Annotated in this window: 16 protein-coding genes and 1 other RNA gene; 9 read left to right on the top strand and 8 right to left on the bottom strand. The window is 54.7% G+C overall.

Features of this window, described 5'->3' with window-relative positions:
* Positions 1-170: 170 nt before the first annotated feature.
* The 3 genes from KHW85_RS07975 to lipB are packed head-to-tail and all read right to left on the bottom strand — an operon-like array spanning position 171 to position 3,462.
* Positions 171-1,676: a class I adenylate-forming enzyme family protein gene (locus tag KHW85_RS07975; RefSeq protein WP_291459500.1), complete on the bottom strand. Its 1,506-nt coding sequence runs from the start codon at positions 1,674-1,676 to the stop codon at positions 171-173.
* Positions 1,673-2,734, bottom strand: coding sequence for a lipoyl synthase (gene lipA, locus KHW85_RS07980; protein WP_048711538.1), 1,062 nt, complete (start codon positions 2,732-2,734; stop codon positions 1,673-1,675). The genes KHW85_RS07975 and lipA overlap by 4 nt, the downstream gene beginning before the upstream one ends.
* On the bottom strand, positions 2,731-3,462 hold the full coding sequence (gene lipB, locus KHW85_RS07985; RefSeq protein ID WP_291459501.1) for a lipoyl(octanoyl) transferase LipB: 732 nt from the start codon (positions 3,460-3,462) through the stop codon (positions 2,731-2,733). Before lipB ends, lipA begins: the two co-directional genes overlap by 4 nt.
* A 99-nt stretch (positions 3,463-3,561) precedes the next feature.
* Between lipB and KHW85_RS07990 the strand changes: the two genes are divergently transcribed.
* Together KHW85_RS07990 and KHW85_RS07995 are read left to right on the top strand one after the other, a co-directional pair.
* Positions 3,562-4,407, top strand: a complete 846-nt coding sequence (locus KHW85_RS07990) for a Nif3-like dinuclear metal center hexameric protein (protein ID WP_291459502.1) — start codon at positions 3,562-3,564, stop codon at positions 4,405-4,407.
* Positions 4,404-5,132, top strand: coding sequence for a hypothetical protein (locus KHW85_RS07995; RefSeq protein WP_291459503.1), 729 nt, complete (start codon positions 4,404-4,406; stop codon positions 5,130-5,132). The genes KHW85_RS07990 and KHW85_RS07995 overlap by 4 nt, the downstream gene beginning before the upstream one ends.
* A gap of 5 nt (positions 5,133-5,137) precedes the next feature.
* Here the strand turns inward: KHW85_RS07995 and yaaA are convergent, their stop codons facing one another.
* On the bottom strand, positions 5,138-5,959 hold the full coding sequence (yaaA, locus tag KHW85_RS08000; RefSeq protein ID WP_291459504.1) for a peroxide stress protein YaaA: 822 nt from the start codon (positions 5,957-5,959) through the stop codon (positions 5,138-5,140).
* Between the two features lie 43 nt (positions 5,960-6,002).
* Here yaaA and rnpB point away from each other — a divergent pair.
* An RNA gene (gene rnpB / locus KHW85_RS08005) (RNase P RNA component class A) lies at positions 6,003-6,354 on the top strand.
* A gap of 68 nt (positions 6,355-6,422) precedes the next feature.
* Here the strand turns inward: rnpB and ppgK are convergent.
* The 3 genes from ppgK to panB form a co-directional block, all read right to left on the bottom strand.
* On the bottom strand, positions 6,423-7,175 hold the full coding sequence (ppgK, locus tag KHW85_RS08010) for a polyphosphate--glucose phosphotransferase (RefSeq protein WP_291459505.1): 753 nt from the start codon (positions 7,173-7,175) through the stop codon (positions 6,423-6,425).
* Between the two features lie 71 nt (positions 7,176-7,246).
* The gene (gene map, locus KHW85_RS08015; protein WP_291459506.1) at positions 7,247-8,131 is read right to left on the bottom strand and encodes a type I methionyl aminopeptidase; all 885 of its coding nucleotides are present in this window, start codon (positions 8,129-8,131) and stop codon (positions 7,247-7,249) included.
* Between the two features lie 13 nt (positions 8,132-8,144).
* The gene (panB, locus tag KHW85_RS08020) at positions 8,145-9,023 is read right to left on the bottom strand and encodes a 3-methyl-2-oxobutanoate hydroxymethyltransferase (RefSeq protein WP_291459507.1); all 879 of its coding nucleotides are present in this window, start codon (positions 9,021-9,023) and stop codon (positions 8,145-8,147) included.
* Between the two features lie 139 nt (positions 9,024-9,162).
* On the opposite strand from panB, the gene pheS reads away from it, so the two are divergent.
* From pheS to tyrS, 6 genes are all read left to right on the top strand, one after another.
* On the top strand, positions 9,163-10,254 hold the full coding sequence (gene pheS, locus KHW85_RS08025) for a phenylalanine--tRNA ligase subunit alpha (protein WP_291459508.1): 1,092 nt from the start codon (positions 9,163-9,165) through the stop codon (positions 10,252-10,254).
* A gap of 1 nt (position 10,255) precedes the next feature.
* Positions 10,256-12,907: a phenylalanine--tRNA ligase subunit beta gene (pheT, locus tag KHW85_RS08030; protein WP_291459509.1), complete on the top strand. Its 2,652-nt coding sequence runs from the start codon at positions 10,256-10,258 to the stop codon at positions 12,905-12,907.
* A gap of 52 nt (positions 12,908-12,959) precedes the next feature.
* Positions 12,960-13,451, top strand: coding sequence for a flavodoxin domain-containing protein (locus KHW85_RS08035; RefSeq protein WP_178707118.1), 492 nt, complete (start codon positions 12,960-12,962; stop codon positions 13,449-13,451).
* A gap of 136 nt (positions 13,452-13,587) precedes the next feature.
* Positions 13,588-14,103 carry an arginine repressor gene (gene argR, locus KHW85_RS08040; protein WP_291459510.1) on the top strand — a complete coding sequence of 172 codons (516 nt, stop codon included), beginning with the start codon at positions 13,588-13,590 and terminating at the stop codon, positions 14,101-14,103.
* Between the two features lie 119 nt (positions 14,104-14,222).
* Positions 14,223-15,581 (top strand): O-antigen ligase family protein, encoded by a 1,359-nt coding sequence (locus tag KHW85_RS08045; RefSeq protein ID WP_291459511.1) that lies wholly within the window; start codon positions 14,223-14,225, stop codon positions 15,579-15,581.
* An 85-nt stretch (positions 15,582-15,666) separates the two neighbouring features.
* Positions 15,667-16,926 (top strand): tyrosine--tRNA ligase, encoded by a 1,260-nt coding sequence (gene tyrS, locus KHW85_RS08050; RefSeq protein WP_291459512.1) that lies wholly within the window; start codon positions 15,667-15,669, stop codon positions 16,924-16,926.
* 25 nt (positions 16,927-16,951) lie between these two features.
* Here tyrS and KHW85_RS08055 read toward each other — a convergent pair.
* The coding region (locus tag KHW85_RS08055; protein WP_291459513.1) for a hypothetical protein at positions 16,952-17,176 on the bottom strand (225 nt) is incomplete at its 5' end.

The following is a 17,176-nucleotide window of genomic DNA, read 5'->3' on the forward strand; positions in this document are numbered from 1 at the left end:
GGTCCTTGACGACAGCGGGGGTAGAAGTCCGCTCATCACCTGGGACCTCGACCTCTACCCGCAACCCCCGACCAACACCCGGTCACCCACACTCAACTCTGAAGAGCCGCGTTATGCGTTGTGGGGTGCAGATATTCATCTGCACCCCACATTTTCTCTACAAGTAGCTTCTATTCAAATAACCGTGATACCTGGGAAATATTGACTTTCCCAGTTGTTGTTTGGGGGAGCGCATCGACCCAAACTATACTCCGAGGATGCTGCCAAGGCGCCAAGGCCTCGTTAAGCTCTTCACGTAATTCGCGCAATGACGGGTGCTGATCAGAAGCGGGGATTAAGGCTGCTGCAACGATCTGTCCCCAGATTTCATCCTTCAATCCGAGTACGCAGCAATCAGCAACTGATTCGAGAGTGCGAAGAGCTTCTTCAACGCGAATGGGGGAGACAAGCTCGCCGCCGGTGTTAATAACTCGTGATGCGCGCCCAAGAATGTGAAGGCACATGTCTGAATCGAAAACCCCAACATCTGAGGTTGAAAACCACTCATCTGTGTAGCGTGGCTCGTCACCCCAGTAGCATGCTGCCACCCCGGGACCGCGCACTTCAATAGAGCCGCTGTGCCCGGCCTCGTCAATGGGGTTTCCTTGCGGATCAACCAGGCGCAACTCAATGTACGGGAAGGGATAGCCGATGGCGCCGGGATGATGCTGCCAGGCCTCGGGACTTAGGAAAGTGCCGGCTCCGCCGAGCTCTGTCATCCCCCAAACATGAATGGGGGAAAGCTCGGCCTCGCGCATCTTCGAATACAGTGATTCGCCCATTGCATCGCCACCTACCAAAGGGTGTGTCCATGAGCTTAAATCTACGTTATTTTCATCAGCTGCGTTCAGCAGCATGTGGCACATAGCGGGTACGACAAACATGATCGAAATCCGCCATTTTTCAATACCTCGTACCACTGAGAGTGGCTGGAAAGAGGAAAAAACAACTACGGTCCCGCCGTGGGTGAAGATATCCATCGAGGTTCCGTTGAAACCCCCGATATGTGACAGCGGTGCAACGACTCCGCAGATTGCAGAACCAGGGGAGTACTCGAAACCATCCCTAAAGCACTGAGATGCCCACCATAGATTTGCATGGCTGAGCTGAGCGGCACGCATTTTCCCTGAGGTGCCGGACGTAAAAACCAAAGCGGCAGTCTGGTCGTCGCATGTCAAAGGCTCCCAGCCGACGGGGATTTGATTCGCGGTCTCTGATGCGCGTTCTTCAACAAGGGAGATAGGCAGTGTCGAAACACCGTCAACGCAATGCCCATCGGTGCTGATGATCAGTGTGGGGGAGACGAGCTCGTAAATCTCTTGCCGTTGCCTGTCGGGAAGCAACGGTGAGACGGGAACAGTGACCGCATGGATCCACGATGCTGCTGCGTGAACAATGAAGTGCCAGATGCTATTTGGAGCGCACACAACAATGCGGTCTTCGCTCCCAATTCCTAGGGAATGGAAATACCATGCGAGTCCGCGGGTTAGCCTCGCGCTTTCTTCGAGCGACAGGCTGTGCCCGCTTGAAGCATCAATCAAACTTGGGTGATCTGGACGTTGATGCGCTGCAGCAAGTAGTGCATGAGCGGGGGAGAGATTGGGCGTTCTCGCACCGCTCGTTTCTTGCCCTGTCATTGTGCGGACTGCGCGGCAGCCATTGAGCGATGGAGTTCCTGTCGCTTCTTCAAACGGTCGAGCACCGATCCGGCTTCTTGCAGGGTTGATCCCGAGTTTTCAATGTGCGCTAGATGTGCGGGGATCTCAAAGCCTCGGGCGCGCATTCCCTTTGCCCACAACAATCCAGCACGGTACGACGAGCGCACGAGTGGGCCTGCCATGACTCCGGCAAAGCCCATTGCCTCAGCTTCGGCAGAAAGCTCGATGAATTCTTCTGGGTGCACCCAACGGTCGATCGGGTGATGCAGAGGAGAGGGGCGCAGATACTGTGTGAGCGTGAGAAGATCACAGCCAGACTCATGAAGGTCGCGCATGGCTTCGATGATCTCTTCGCGGGTCTCACCCATACCAAGAATCAGATTCGATTTAGTGACCATTCCGCCATCGTGAGCGCGCTGGATCATTGCGAGGGAACGCTCGTAACGGAAAGCTGGGCGAATTTTCTTAAAGATGCGTGGGACAGTTTCAAGGTTGTGGGCAAAGACTTGGGGTGCAGCTTCAATGACCATGTCTATGGCCTCGTTCGAGCCACGGAAGTCGTCGACGAGTAACTCGATACCGGTACCCGGGCTCTTGGCGCGGATTTGGCGTGTTGTCTCTGCGTAGAGCCATGCTGCGCCATCAGGAAGGTCGTCGCGAGTGACGCCGGTGATGGTTGCATAGCGAAGTCCCATCTGTGCGACCGATTCTGCGATACGGCGTGGCTCATCGCGGTCGTATTCTGTGGGGCGACCGGTGGCGATATCGCAAAAATCGCAGCGGCGGGTGCAAATTGCTCCGCCGAGCAGGAAGGTTGCTTCACGGTCTTCCCAACATTCGTAAATATTGGGGCAGCCAGCCTCTGCACACACCGTGTGCAAGCCTGCGCCACGTGCAAGCGAACGCATGTCCTGGTAGTTCTCACCCGCGCGAGCGGTTGTACGAATCCATTCGGGCTTATGCTCAATGGGGGTTTGTGCGTTGCGAACTTCGACGCGCAGCAGCTTGCGTCCTTCGGGATCAGGCAGGGTGCTCATTGCGTGGGTCCTTCCGACTGTGATTCCGACGAGGCCGTCGGTGCGAATGCGCCAGCGGGGGCTTCCTCCCAGTGGATTGGCTCTGGGCGCGTGGCTAATTGAGGGGTAATGGACTGGATCAGATGAGGGACAAGCAGATGGGCAGCATGAGGCACATCTGAGTAGACACCCTCCCATGAAAGTGAAGCAACGTCGGCGTCAGTTAAACCGCAAGGAATAATTCCGCTAAAGGCGTGTGCAGGATCGATCGCCACGTTCAGTGCGATTCCGTGCATGGTGGCGCCGCGTGCAACTTTAAGGCCGATCGCGCAGATCTTTCGATCTCTGCCTTGAGATCCGCGCAGCCAGACTCCGGCTCTTCCTTCGATTCGTTCGACGGGAAGTCCCCACTCTTTTCGCAGGGTTTGAAGAACACCATTTTCTACGCTTCGGATCCACGCGTAGAGGTCCACTGGTTCTCGCAGCCGAACAATCGGGTAGATAACAACTTGTCCGGGGCCATGCCAGGTGGCGGACCCTGCCCTGTCGACGTGGATGATGGGCACACTTGAGTCCGGGATATCTTCGGGCTTCGTATGGCGTCCCGCCGTCCATGCGGGTGCGAACTCCGCGACGATCAGAGTGTCTTCGGCCTGCCCTGAGGCCACTTGGTCGTGAAGAGCATGTTGGAAGTCATTCACGGCCGAATAATCGGTGAGTCCGCTGGGGATGAGGTTTAAAATCCGCACCCCTCAATTTTAGTTGTGGGTAATTCGTGTGTCTTGGTTAGTGAGTGGGACATTCGTCCTATCGATGTGACCTGTCAGTCACCCGGCTACACTAAAGGTATGACGAAGTGGAGTGTTGGTGACGTTCGTTCGCTCATGAATCATTGGTATCCGCCCGAAAGTGCCCATGGATGGGACAAGGTCGGATTAATTACCGGAGCGCCACAGGCCCAGGTTGATCGAATTTTTCTTGCGCTAGATCCCACGCAGGCAGTGGTCCAGGAAGCTCTGCAGTGGGGTGCGAATATGATCATCACGCACCACCCCTTGCTGCTCAGAGGAACATCCTTCCTCAATCAAGAGAGCGCGAAGGGGCGAATCATCTCCGCACTCAATCGCCATGAAATTGCGCTTTTTAATGCTCACACCAATGGCGACGTCGCACAAGATGGCGTTGCGCAGGCATGTGCGCAGGCACTGGAATTGAGCGATATCGAAGTACTTTCACCCGAAGGTGTGAATGCTGATGACCAGGCGATAGGTTTGGGAAGGATCGGCTCCATCAAGCCAACAGCTTTGCGAGAGTTCGCTTATACGGTTGCACGGGTAATGCCAAAAGGGCCAAATGGCCTCTTGGTCGGAGGAGAACTTGACAGTCTGGTTCGACGTGTGGCGGTCAGTCCCGGCGCTGGAGACTCAATGTTTGATGCCGTACGTGCCAGTGACGCTGACGTTTTTATCACCGCTGATCTACGTCATCATCCCGCCAGTGAATTCCTTGAAGATGGCGGCTGCAGTCTGATTTGTGCCAGCCACTGGGCAACAGAAAGCCTGTGGCTTCCTGTCCTTGCGCAGAAACTGAGGGAAGAAGCACGCCGCTTGGGTATCACCTGCGACGTGAAAGTCTCTACCATTGTCACAGAACCTTGGAGCCTACATCTGGATACGGAGGGAAGTTACCTGTGAAAGCGCCTCATCCTCAGCAACTTGTCCTGCTCGAGCTACAAAAGCTGGATCAGAAAGAATCTGCCCTGCGCCACCGTCGCCAGGCTCACCCGGCGCATGAGACAGTTCGAGAGCTTGCTGGACGTCTTGGCGACCTGCAACGCGCTGCGGTAACGCAAGGAGCAGTCATTTCAGACTGCGAACGTGAGGTGGCCCGGATCGAGGATGAGATCCAACGTGTCAAGGCTCGTCGGGATCGCCAGAATGAGCGTATCGAAAAGAACCAGGTTCCCCTGCGTGATATTAATTCGATGCAACACGAAATCGCTCAGATGGATTCGCGTATTGCCCGTCTAGAAGAAGAACAGCTCGCTGCTGAAGAGCGCACGGAATCAGCACGTGCCGCCCGTGATCAGATGAATGCGGAAGCTCAGGCTATTGAGGCGGATATCGAAGCAACTAAGGCCCGCTTCCTTGAAGAGGTTGCTCAGCTTGATGATGAGCTTCGTGGCGTGATTGCCCAGCGTCGTGAACGTGCTGGGCAGATTGATTCCGAGCTTCTTGACGAATATGAGAGCGCACGTTCAAAGAATGGAGCGCTCGCGGTGATCGAAGTTCGCGATGGGAACCCAATGGGTTTTGCGGAGCTATCTCCTATGGAACTTGAGCGCATTCGCCTCACTCCCGCCGATGAACTCTACTTTGCTGAGGAAACCGGTCAGATCGTCGTGAGGACTAGAGCCTAGATCTTTCAGTCCTCGACTGTCACCAGTGTCAGGGTGCGCGTACTGCCTCCCTGGGAGGTACTTTTTGCGGGAGAGACTTCGATTTCTTTCACATGACTGATAGCGCCGCGTGCATCGCAGGATCGTAGCGTTGGCGTTACTTCAGCTAAAGCATCTTCCAAATCGCTCGTGTTCTCAATGCCACTGCATCGCAAAGCTAGTGCCCCGCTGAGCATTCCGCGCCATTTTTTCGCGTTGTGAGAGACAACGGATCGTTTACCGTTTCGCAGGCGCTCAACACGAACTTCCCACAGGTGTGCCCACGGGGCTAGGCACGCCTGTCTGTAGTCACTGGAGCGGCAATCAAGAATGAGCTTTTCAGAATGATCTTCCGCAAGTGCGCTCCCCAGGGCTGGTTTCCACAAGGTGGTGACATTCCCAAGCGTGGGGAGCTTTGTTCCCATTGCAAGGCGGTGCAAAGGAATGAGGTCTGTTGGCTTTAGAGCACCAAATAGTCCTGAGAAGATCGTGATGTGTTGGCTTCCTTCCCCTGTCCATGCGTGGGGTTCCTGGGCGGAAAGGGCATCGAATAGTACGCCGTTAAAGACTTGCGAGGCCGGTGCGCAGGCTTGGGACATCAGCGCTTGGTTGGCCTCAATTTCTGCTGAGTGACGAAAACTCGCATTGAATATTTGCTGTGCTTGTTCTTTATCGGTGATCTGTGCGCAGGCCTCGATGATCTCTTTGCGCGTATCAGTTAAAGAAGGGAAAGAGAGTGCTGAGAGGTTAAGAGACGGGCCTTCTCCAGGCGGGTTCTTTCCTTCGGATGGGGGTAGCCAAATTTCCACGCCTCCACACTAGTGGGAAACGCGCTAAAATTCCCTGTGCATGTCAGTCGGCTGGGCGGCCGCGCGGCTTTTGTCTCGAGGAACGTCCGGGCTCCACAGGGCAGGATGGTGGCTAACAGCCACCCGAGGTGACTCGCGGGCTAGTGCCACAGAAAACAAACCGCTGCGTAGAGCAGTAAGGGTGAAACGGTGAGGTAAGAGCTCACCAGCGATACGGGTGACCGCATCGGCTAGGTAAACCCCATCCGGAGCAAGACCGAGCAGCAGACGTTAAGAGGTGCCCCTTCGTTGTCTGCGGGTAGGTTGCTTGAGACCATCGGCAACGGTGGTCCTAGATAGATGGTCGCCACTACGAATACGTAGAACAGAACCCGGCGTACAGGTCGACTGTTATGCAGGTGTGGCCGCTCGCTAATCCGAGCGGCCACACTTTTTGTTTATTTGCCAGTCGATGAGTACTCGTCTACTTATGAGCCGCACGTGCGGCCTCGTAAGCCGCACCAACAATACCTGCGGTATTACGTAGCTTTGCGGGGACAGTGGGGGTGCGGAGGTTCAACAAGGGGAGGAACTTCTCGTGATTAGCGCTCACTCCGCCACCGATAACGAAAAGGTCGGGGGAGAAGAGCATCTCAACGTGCGAATAGTAGCGCTGGAGGCGCCCCGCCCATGTAACCCAATCAAGTTTCTGAGCGGTCTTCTGACCTGCAGAAGCCTGGGTTTCGGCATCGTGGCCGTCAATCTCAAGGTGACCGAGTTCTGAGTTCGGAATTAAGACGCCATCATTGATGATGGCCGATCCGATTCCTGTTCCAAGGGTGGTAACAATGACAACTCCGGGAACATCTTTAGCGGCGCCGTAGATCGCTTCACCTAGTCCGGCGGCATCGGCGTCGTTGAGAGCAACAATGGTGCGCCCCAAGTGGCGATCCATGAGTTCGACAACATCGATTCCTGCCCACGTTGGATCAAGGTTCGCCATAAAGGGAACTCGTCCATGAATAATTGGCGCGGGGAAGGTGATTCCGACGGGGATATCATCGGTGACGCCGAGCTGGTGTAGAAGATCACCGCAGACCTGTGCAACGGAATCGGGAGTCGCTGGGGTCGGGGTTTCGATCACTACGCTTTCGCTGGAGTAGGTCCCTGTTTCAAGATCAACAAGGGCACCCTTGACACCTGATCCGCCAATATCAATTCCACATGCAAGTGTCATGTTGTTCTCCTTCGAAGGCCGTTTCTCTAAGGATAACCGTCTTTATCGGATCGTTAAAATTCACCAGAGAATTATGGAAGCGTCAGGATTTCAGCGCCGTTTTCAGTGACAACGATTGTGTGTTCGAACTGTGCAGAACGACCACGATCTTTTGTCACGACTGTCCACTGATCATCCCATTGTTCCCATTCAACTCCACCCAGATTCAGCATGGGTTCAATGGTGAAAACCATGCCTTCTTCCATGATCTCGCTGTGTGCGGGAGCAGTGTCGTAGTGGGGGACAATCAAACCTGAGTGAAAGGCTTCGCCGACACCGTGTCCGGTGTAGTCACGAACAACACCGTAGTTAAAACGATGCGCGTAGGATTCAATGACCCTGCCAATCACATTGATCTCTCGACCAGGACGAACAGCCTTGATGCCGCGCATCATTGCTTCACGCGTACGTTCGATCAGAAGATGGGACTCTTCATCAACGGTCCCAACTTCGAACATCGCGCATGTATCTCCATGCACGCCGTCGTAATAAGCGGTGATGTCGACATTGATGATGTCACCATCTTCAAGGGGACGGTCATCGGGGATACCGTGGCAGATGACTTCGTTAATTGAGGTGCACAGGGACTTCGGAAATCCCATGTACCCCAAGCATGACGGGTAGGCATTGCTCGAGATGATGAAATCGTGGCCAATGCGATCCAACTCGTCAGTGGTTACCCCAGGACGAATTGCTTCCCCCACTGCTTGGAGTGCCTGTGCTGCGATTTGGCCGGCTTTACGAATTTTCTCGATGGTTTCAGGCGTCTTGATATCAGAGGCAGTAATTACTTCTGGACCCGAGTGGTACATGTATTCCGGACGATCAATGTGTGCCGGGACAGGGCGACGCGGAGAAATCTTTCCAGGTTTGAGATTGCCAAGTGGGGCGCGCTCGGCACCAGTTGAGTGCGACATTGCGGTGTAGTCCTTAATTTGTTCGGTAGTTCTCGGACGAGGGGAATGAGCCGTCGCGAACACAGGAGATATAGCTTTGTGTTGCACAGTGAAGCTCTTGTCCGAGCTGCGCGAAACGGCGTGCAAAGGAAGGTGACCACGAGGTCATGCCGGCCATATCCGACCACACCAAAACCTGTCCGTCGGTGTGTGGACCCGCGCCGATTCCAATCGTAATGATCGAAAGTTCTTGACTCAGTTGAGTGGCGATCGGTTCAGGGACCATTTCAAAGACCACTGCGAAAGCGCCTGCGTCAGCTAATGCATGGGTATCGCGAGCAAGGATCTGTGCACCTTCACCGCGTCCTTGAACGCGAGGCCCACCCAAAGCGTTTTCAGATTGGGGGGTGTAGCCCAGGTGTGCCACGACCGGAATACCTGCTTCGGTCAAGAGCTTGACGGTGTCGGCGCGCTGCGCACCGCCCTCGAGCTTGACAGCGTGTGCACCTGCCTTCATCAGGCGGACTGCGTTTGTAAGGGCCTGGGCGGGGGAGGCCTCGTAACTGCCAAAGGGGAGGTCCGCGACGATAAAAGCACGTTTACTTGCCCGGGCAACGGACGAAGTAGCGCGTTCCATGTCCTCAATAGTGACTGGAAGAGTCGAGGAATAGCCCAAAACAACATTGCCCAGCGAATCTCCGACCAAGATCATATCGATCCCCGCCTGATCAAAAATCGAGGCAGTGAGTGCGTCATAGGCCGTTAACATCGAAATCTTGACGCCCTGCTCTTTTGCAGCCTGAAGATGCTGGATACGAATCCGCTTCTTATCTAGAGGGCCCTGGGAGGTGGGAGAAGGGGAGTGCGAAGCATCCACGTGAGGCGCTGAATCGTCAGCGAGGTAACCCGTCATTCTTTTCCTTTCGTCGCCCTATGAGCCTAGTCCGCACTACGGCTTCGTTCCAGCCAGAAGAAGCTGTTGACCTACAATGAAGAAAACCCTCGTATTTTGACGAGGAAAAATGCTGACACCAATCATAGGAGAGTAGGACATGACCGGCACCGCTGGTGGCCTCAATCCCTTGGATGAGCAGGCAATTGAAGAGCTCGTTACTCAAGCGACTTCAGCTATTGCTCATACCGAAACCCTCGATGAATTGAAGGCAGTTCGCCTGGAATTTATGGGAGACTCAGCTGCTCTTGTCCAGGCAAACCGCGGAATCGGGCAATTGGAGCCGAAAGATCGAGGCGTTGCTGGTCGTCTTCTAGGAGGTGCCCGCTCGCGTATTACCCAGGCATTGGATGAGCGTCAGGAGCTTCTGCAGGAACGCCATGATGCGCAGGTTTTGGTGAGCGAAGCTGTCGACGTTACCATTCCTACCGCGCGTGAGCGTCAAGGTGCACGTCATCCCCTGGAAACGATCATGGAAAAGATTTCGGATTTCTTCGTCGGAATGGGATGGCAGATTGCAGAGGGACCGGAAATTGAACACGAATGGTTCAACTTCGACTCTTTGAACTTCGATATCGATCACCCCGCGCGTCAGATGCAAGACACGCTCTACATTGATGGACGCAGCGTCGGTGGTGAAAATGAAGAAGATGGCCACTTGGTGATGCGAACACACACATCACCCGTGCAATCGCGTTCGATTCTTTCTCGAGGCGTTCCTTTGTACATGGCATGCCCCGGTAAGGTTTTCCGTTCCGACGCGCTGGACGCGACGCATACCCCTGTCTTCCACCAAGTTGAAGGACTGGCGATTGATCGCGGTCTGACAATGGCGCATCTTAAGGGCGTTCTTGACCACTTTGCACGCCATATGTTCGGCCCTGATGCGAAGACGCGTTTGCGTCCGTCGTTCTTCCCCTTCACCGAACCAAGCGCGGAGATGGACCTGTGGTTCCCGCAAAAGAAGGGCGGAGCCGGCTGGATCGAATGGGGTGGTTGTGGAATGGTCAACCCCAATGTTCTGCGCGCGACCGGGATTGATCCCGAAATCTATACGGGTATTGCCTTCGGTGTTGGTGTCGAACGAACCCTGATGCTGCGAGACGGTATTGCAGACATGCATGACATTGTCGAGGGCGATGTGCGCTTCTCCGAGCAATTCGGCGTTAATGGACTGGGAAGGGGCAACTGACATGCCAATGGTTCCAATGAGCTGGCTGCGCGACTATGTCGATGCAGATCCGGCAATGACCACCGAGGAGCTCGCAGCCGCTCTGGTTCGTGTCGGGCTTGAGGAAGAGACTATTCACCCGGCTCGTGTCAGCGGTCCCCTTGTCGTCGGGCGTGTTCTGACGCGCGATGAATTCGAAGCTTCGAATGGCAAGCTCGTGAATTACTGTCGTGTCGATGTTGGGGAGCACAATGACGCTCCCGGCACGGGTAAAGAACCTAGTGATCTCCCATCACGTGGCATTATTTGTGGCGCGCACAATTTCGAGGTCGGCGACTATGTGGTTGTCTCACTTCCGGGTGCGGTTCTTCCCGGACCTTTTGAGATTGCTGCACGAAAGACCTATGGCCATATTTCTGATGGCATGATGTGCTCGGCGCGCGAACTTGGCTTGGGTGAAGACCATAACGGCATCATCATCTTGCAGAAGGATTTCCCCGGTGCAGAGCTGCCCGCTGTTGGCCACAGCGTCATTTCCTTCCTCGGCTTGGGCGAAGAAGTTTTGGAAATTAACGTCACTCCGGACCGCGGGTACTGCTTCTCGATGCGAGGCGTTGCTCGTGAGTTCTCACATTCGACGGGTGTGGCCTTCCGTGATCCTGGAATGGTTGGCACTCTTGTTGAGTCCGTTCCCGAGGCGAACGAGGCCGGGTTCCCTGTTGTCGTTGCCGACAATGCTCCCATCCATGGGCGCGTGGGTGCGGACCGCTTTGTGACTCGGATCGTGCGCGGGGTTAACCCTGCAGCTCCCACGCCTCGTTGGATGGTTGAGCGCCTTGAAATGGCGGGAATGCGTTCGCTTTCTTTGGCAGTGGATATCACCAATTACGTGATGCTTGACCTTGGGCAGCCAATGCACGCCTACGATCTTGCCGCTCTTGAAGCTCCGATCGTTGTCCGTCGCGCACGTTCGGGTGAAAAACTGACAACTCTGGACGAGGTCACGCGTTCCTTGGATCCCGAAGATTTGGTGATTTCTGATTCGCCAAGTGGTGAGGAAGGTTCACGCCTTCTGGGGATCGCTGGTGTGATGGGTGGTGCCTATTCTGAGGTCGAGGAGTCGACGACTGACATCCTTCTCGAGGCCGCGCATTTTGATGCGGTTTCTGTTGCTCGTTCTTCGCGCCGCCACAAGCTGCACTCCGAGGCCGCGAAGCGCTTTGAGCGTGGGACTGACCCGCTCCTTCCCGCAGTTGCTGCACAGCGTGCCGTTGATCTTCTGGTTCAATACGGTGGCGGTCAGGCTGATCCTGCAGTTTTTGATCTCAACACTTTGCCAGCGCCGACAAGCTACGAGTTTGCGTTGAGCGATGCTGAGCGTCTGACTGGCGTTTCCTACGCTCCCGAACGTGTGTGCGAGTTGCTTGAGCAGGTCGGATGTGTCCTTGAGGATATTGATGGTCAGCGCGTTCGCGTGACTCCTCCTTCATGGCGGCCTGATCTCACGGGTTCTGCACACTTCGTGGAAGAGATTGCGCGTTTGGATGGCTATGACTGTATTCCCTCGGTTTTGCCAACAGCCCCCGCAGGTACTGGTTTGACTACTGCCCAGCGCGCACGACGTTTGGTGGCCCAGGGGCTGGCCCACGCTGGTCTTACCGAGGTGGAAAGCTATCCTTTCGTCTCAGATTCTTTCGATAAGCAGGGCCTGAGTGCGAACGACCCTCGCCGTTGTGCTGTGAAGCTGCGTAATCCGCTTGCCGATGATGCGCCCCTGCTCCGTACTTCGGTTCTGGATACCTTGCTGGATACTGCCGCACGCAACTGGGCTCGCGGTATCCCTTCGGTTGCGATTTTCGAGATCGCAAAGGTTGTTCACCCCGAGGGTGTTGTTCCCACCGGCTTGATTTCTGCTGAGCATCGTCCCAGTGACGAGCAACTTGCCGCACTTGAGGCGGGGACTCCGTCCCAGCCGTGGCATGTTGGTGCAGTACTTGCTGGCAATGCCCGTCCCGCGGGAATTCTTGATTCCCAACGAAATTTCGATTGGGCAGATGCAGTCGAGGTCGCACGCTCAATCTGCGATCAATTGGGAGTGCGCGTCGAGGTGACGCGTGCCTGGCTTGCCGAACCCTCAACGCTTAAGGGGCCTCGACTTCCCGAGGCTGCCACGGATCCCGCTGAGGTCGCTCCTTGGCACCCGGGACGGGTTGCTCGTATTTTCGCCCGTCTGGGTAAAGATTGTGTCGAACTTGCTCTCGCTGGTGAGCTCTCACCGAAGGCATGTAAGGCTTTTGGGCTGCCTGCACGAGCCTGCGCGCTCGAGCTCGACGTCGATGCATTGATCTTAGTGATGAGTGATGAACCCATGCAGGTAAAGCCTGTCTCGACATATCCCGCAGCGAAGGAAGACCTTGCACTGGTTGTTTCGACGAATGTTCCCGTATCACGTGTTGAGCAGGTCATTCGCCAGGCGGCGGGTGCCTTGATCGAAGATCTGGTCCTCTTTGATATTTACGAGGGTGACCAGGTTCCCGAAGGTTTCCGTTCTCTTGCCTTCTCTGTACGCCTTCGCGCCGGCGATCACACCTTAACTCCGGATGAGGTGCAGAAAGTTCGTGCTGACATCGTCAGTAAGACGGGAAAGGTTCTTGGGGCAACGCTGCGCGGATGATTGAGTTTCCTCTTGCTAGGATTAACGTGGTTATTGGCGCGAAGGAGTAGTTATGAAGGTTTTAGTAACAGCGGCTTCACATCACGGTGCAACCATCGAAGTTGCGGATGCGATTGCACGCCATCTGACCAGTGATGGGTTTGAGGTTGTCCGCAAGTCTCCCGAAGAGGTTGACTCGCTTGATGGCTTTGATGCAGTGATCTGCGGATCTGCTGTGTACATGACCCAGTGGCTGCCTGAAGCTCACGATTTTATGGAACGTTTTGCTCAGCAGCTTCACAAGCTACCCGTGTGGGCCTTCTCCGTCGGTATGAATGGTGTTCCCAAGCATGTTCCGCAAGATCCCAGCAGGATCGGTCCTGTGCTCACCCGTGTTGATGCAAAGGAACTGCGTTCCTTTGCTGGACGATATGATCCTTCAATCTTGTCGCTGCGTGAGCGCGCTATTGTTCGGCTTGCAGGTGCTGTTGAAGGTGATTTCCGTGATTGGAATGCGATTGATCAGTGGGCAGAATCCATTGCACAGCAGCTAAAGCAGGACTGAGGTATCGCTGAGTCCTGGATCGTTAAGGAAACGGGCCGTGTGCGCGAAGATTTTCGCACACGGCCCGTTTCTCGCTTACACTGGTGCAACGGGAGTGGAGTCAATGTCGATTCATGGACGTAGTTAAGGGGTTTTGATGTCATCTGAAGCGACACCTCAGACGAAAGCTGGCCGCCACGCGGCGATTCGAAATCTTTTGGTCTCCCAAACCATTAGTTCGCAAGAACAGCTTCGTAGTGCATTGGGCAGCCAGGGAATTGACGTCACTCAGGCCACCCTTTCGCGCGATCTTATGGAAATGCGAGCAACAAAGATGCGCGATCGTAGTGGCGCGCTGATTTACTCGGTTCCCAATGCTGATGGTTCACAATCCCATGAGGCTGAAGCCAGCACTGAACGCCTTCAGCGGTGGCTTCAAACTCTTCTGGTGACGTCAACGTGCGTGGGAAATCAATTGGTTTTGCGCACTCTTGTTGGAGCAGCGAACCTTCTAGGTTCTGCTCTTGATGTTGCACGTATTGACGATGTTGTTGGAACTATCGCGGGTGACGACACCGTCTTGATTATCTGTACCAGTGCTCAAGGTGCCCTTAATGCTCAGGACTACCTGACGTCCTTGGCTGGGGGAGGAACTCACCCGAGCACGCTCTGAGGACGATCGATTCTTAGGTTTTCATTAAACACAGCCGTGCCCGCTAGCCTGTCGCTAGCGGGCACGGCTTCTTGCCGCTATTCTCCCTACTAGAATTTCTTTCTGTCTTGAGGACATGCGTGAATACAACAGTTAGCTCTCGAGCCGAGTCGCTGCTGCCCATTGCGGGGGTCGCGATTTTCTTCTTGGCCTTTGCTGGCCAAGGGGTTCGTAACACATTCGGTTGGCTCGGTTTTGGCATCATCACCGTTTTGGTGTTGCTTGCATGCTGGGTCGTGTTTTTTCTTGCCGGACGACGCGTGACCTTGCGAAGGATTTCGCTGTCTGTTTCATCCTTCATCGTGCTCTGCTGTCTGTCGGTGATTTGGAGCCAGTACCGTCTTGAAACTTTCGCCTCAGCTCTGATCACTCTTGCAACAAGCTCGGCAGGGATACTTGTAGCAATTGCTTTTCCGCTTCGGCAGATGCTGAAAGTATTTATGGATGCGATGAAGATCGTCGTTGTTCTGTCATATGCTCTTGAGCTGTGGGTTTCGCTCTTCGTTGGTCATCGAATTCCTCCCGTGTATATGCGCCATTGGAAAGAAGTTCCAGAGCTCTATTACTGGATCAATGACTCGCTATTCAAGGGAGGGCCGATTCAAGGTTTCGTGGGAAACCGCAATCCTTTAGCGTTTATTGCACTCTTACTGCTTCTTGGCGTGCTTGTCTTTTGGATTCAGGATCGGAATCAGCACATTCGCAACTTACTGTGGGTGTGTGCCTGCGTTGGCATTCTTATTCTCACTGGTTCGGCAACGGTGTTCGTTGCCATGCTGGTTTCCCTCAGTGCACTCATCTTCCTTTTGGTCATCCGTCATCTCGGATTTTATGAGCGGCGTTTCGCTGTTCGTGTTGCTTTGACCGCTGCGGCCAGTTTCCTGCTGGTCGCTGTTGTGATGAAGGATCAGGTAACTGAGATATTGGGACGCAGTTCTGATATGACCGGGCGCGGTGTTATTTGGGCGAAGCTTTTGGAATTGTGGACTGAGCATCCCCTTCTTGGCTGGGGATGGGTTGTGATGTGGCCCCCGTGGTTGCCTCTGTTCAAGAACCTTGTTGTTCGTCCAGACGGTACGCCTACCATGCAGGCGCATAACGCTTACATTGAGGCACTATTCCAGACTGGCATCGTTGGGCTTATGCTCTTGGCCTTCGCGGTGTTGTGGGTCATGATTCGTGTTTTCCGTGTCGCCCTTCGTGATCTTGAGAGCGATCTGATCCCCGTCCTCGCCGCTGTTCTTATGCTCGCGATGTTCGTCCAGTCATTCACCGAGTCTCGTTTGCTAACCGAGGGTAACTGGGTTCTTTTCGTTGGTTTTGCTACCTGGCTGAAGGTCCGAGCAGAATCAATTGACTTTCACCCGCCTCGACGTGGGGACGAGGCCTCGCGTCGGCTAGGTGCTGCCGGCTACGCAGACCGATCTGCGGCCTCGTGAGACACAATCAAGGCGCGTCCTTTAAGGTGAGTCTTTTCCCGTACACTGTATTGCGCACGTGTTCCAACAAGAAGAAGGTATTTCCGTGACCGATATTATTGACGACCTCCAATGGCGTGGTCTGATTGCTCAGCACACTGATCTTGATGCACTTCGTGCTCACTTTGCGCAGGGCCCGGTCACTTTCTATTGCGGTTATGATCCGACAGCACCTTCACTTCACCATGGTCACCTTGTTCAGCTGATCGTTATGCGTCACCTGCAACTCGCGGGACACCGTCCGCTTGCACTCGTGGGTGGTGCAACGGGCCAGATTGGCGATCCGCGTCAAAGTGGTGAGCGTCAACTCCAACCCACCGAAGTTGTTCAGGGCTGGGCAGATCGTTTGCGTGCGCAGATTTCTCGTTTTCTTGACTTCGAGGGGCCCGCAGCAGCGCGAATGGTGAATAACCTCGATTGGACGCAAGAGATGAGCGCTATTGATCTCTTGCGCGGAATCGGTAAGTACTTCCGTGTTGGCACCATGCTCAACAAGGATATTGTTGCGCGCCGTATTGCCTCCGACGAGGGGATCTCCTACACAGAATTTTCGTACCAGATTCTTCAGGCAAATGACTACCTCGAACTTTTCCGTCGCTATGGTTGCACTCTTGAGACCGGTGGGAATGATCAGTGGGGCAATATGGTTGGCGGCGTCGACCTGATTCATAAGATCGAAGGCGCCGATACCCATGTGATGACGACGCCCATCATTACTAAGGCCGACGGAACAAAGTTTGGTAAGTCCGAGGGCGGCGCGATCTGGCTCGATCCTGAGATGATCAGCCCTTACGCCTTCTATCAGTTCTGGTTGCAGGTTGCCGATGACGACGTGGTTCGTTTTCTGAAGATCTTCACTTTCCTCTCACGCGAAGAGATCGAGGCCCTTGAGGTTGAGGTCGCTGAGCGCCCGCATCAGCGTGCTGCGCAGAAAGCGTTGGCTGCCAGCGTCACTGCGTTGGTCCACGGTCAAGACGAACTTGAGCGTGTGCAGGCTGCAACCGAGGCACTGTGGGGAACCGGTGACCTTTCGTCGATTGACGAGGCCACTTTGGCTGCAGCAACCAGTGACCTTCCGCGTGCGGAACTTCAGTTGGGGGCGACTCTTGTTGACGCTCTTGTAGAGACCGGCCTTGAGAAGGGGCGCACTGCTGCGCGTCGTACCCTCGCGGGTGGGGGAGCCTATGTCAATAAGGTCAAGGTAGAAGACGAAGAGGCAGTTTTGAGTGCTGATGATCTGCTTGCCGGCGGGTTGGTTTTGATCCGTAAGGGCCGCAGGAATTTGGCTGTAGTTGCTGTCCGATGAGCCGTTTTTAAAGGTGTGCTCGTCATCATAGTGTTTTGATTTGACGACGAGCCTCTAAATGGCCTAATCTATAACTCGTTGCGCTGAGGGCGACGGAAACGTTGCAAAGCGCGAAAGCCCCTTTGAGATTCATCCTCGGGTGAATTGCAAATGTGGGGGTGTTGTTTGTGAACTCGATAGTGTGTTTGTTTTTTGTTTTTATGCCTGTTTTTTGTTTTTGAGTATTTTTTTGGTTGGGATTGCCTGCCTT

It is taken from the genome of Actinomyces sp. oral taxon 181 (assembly GCF_018370895.1).
GTDB lineage: Bacteria > Actinomycetota > Actinomycetes > Actinomycetales > Actinomycetaceae > Pauljensenia.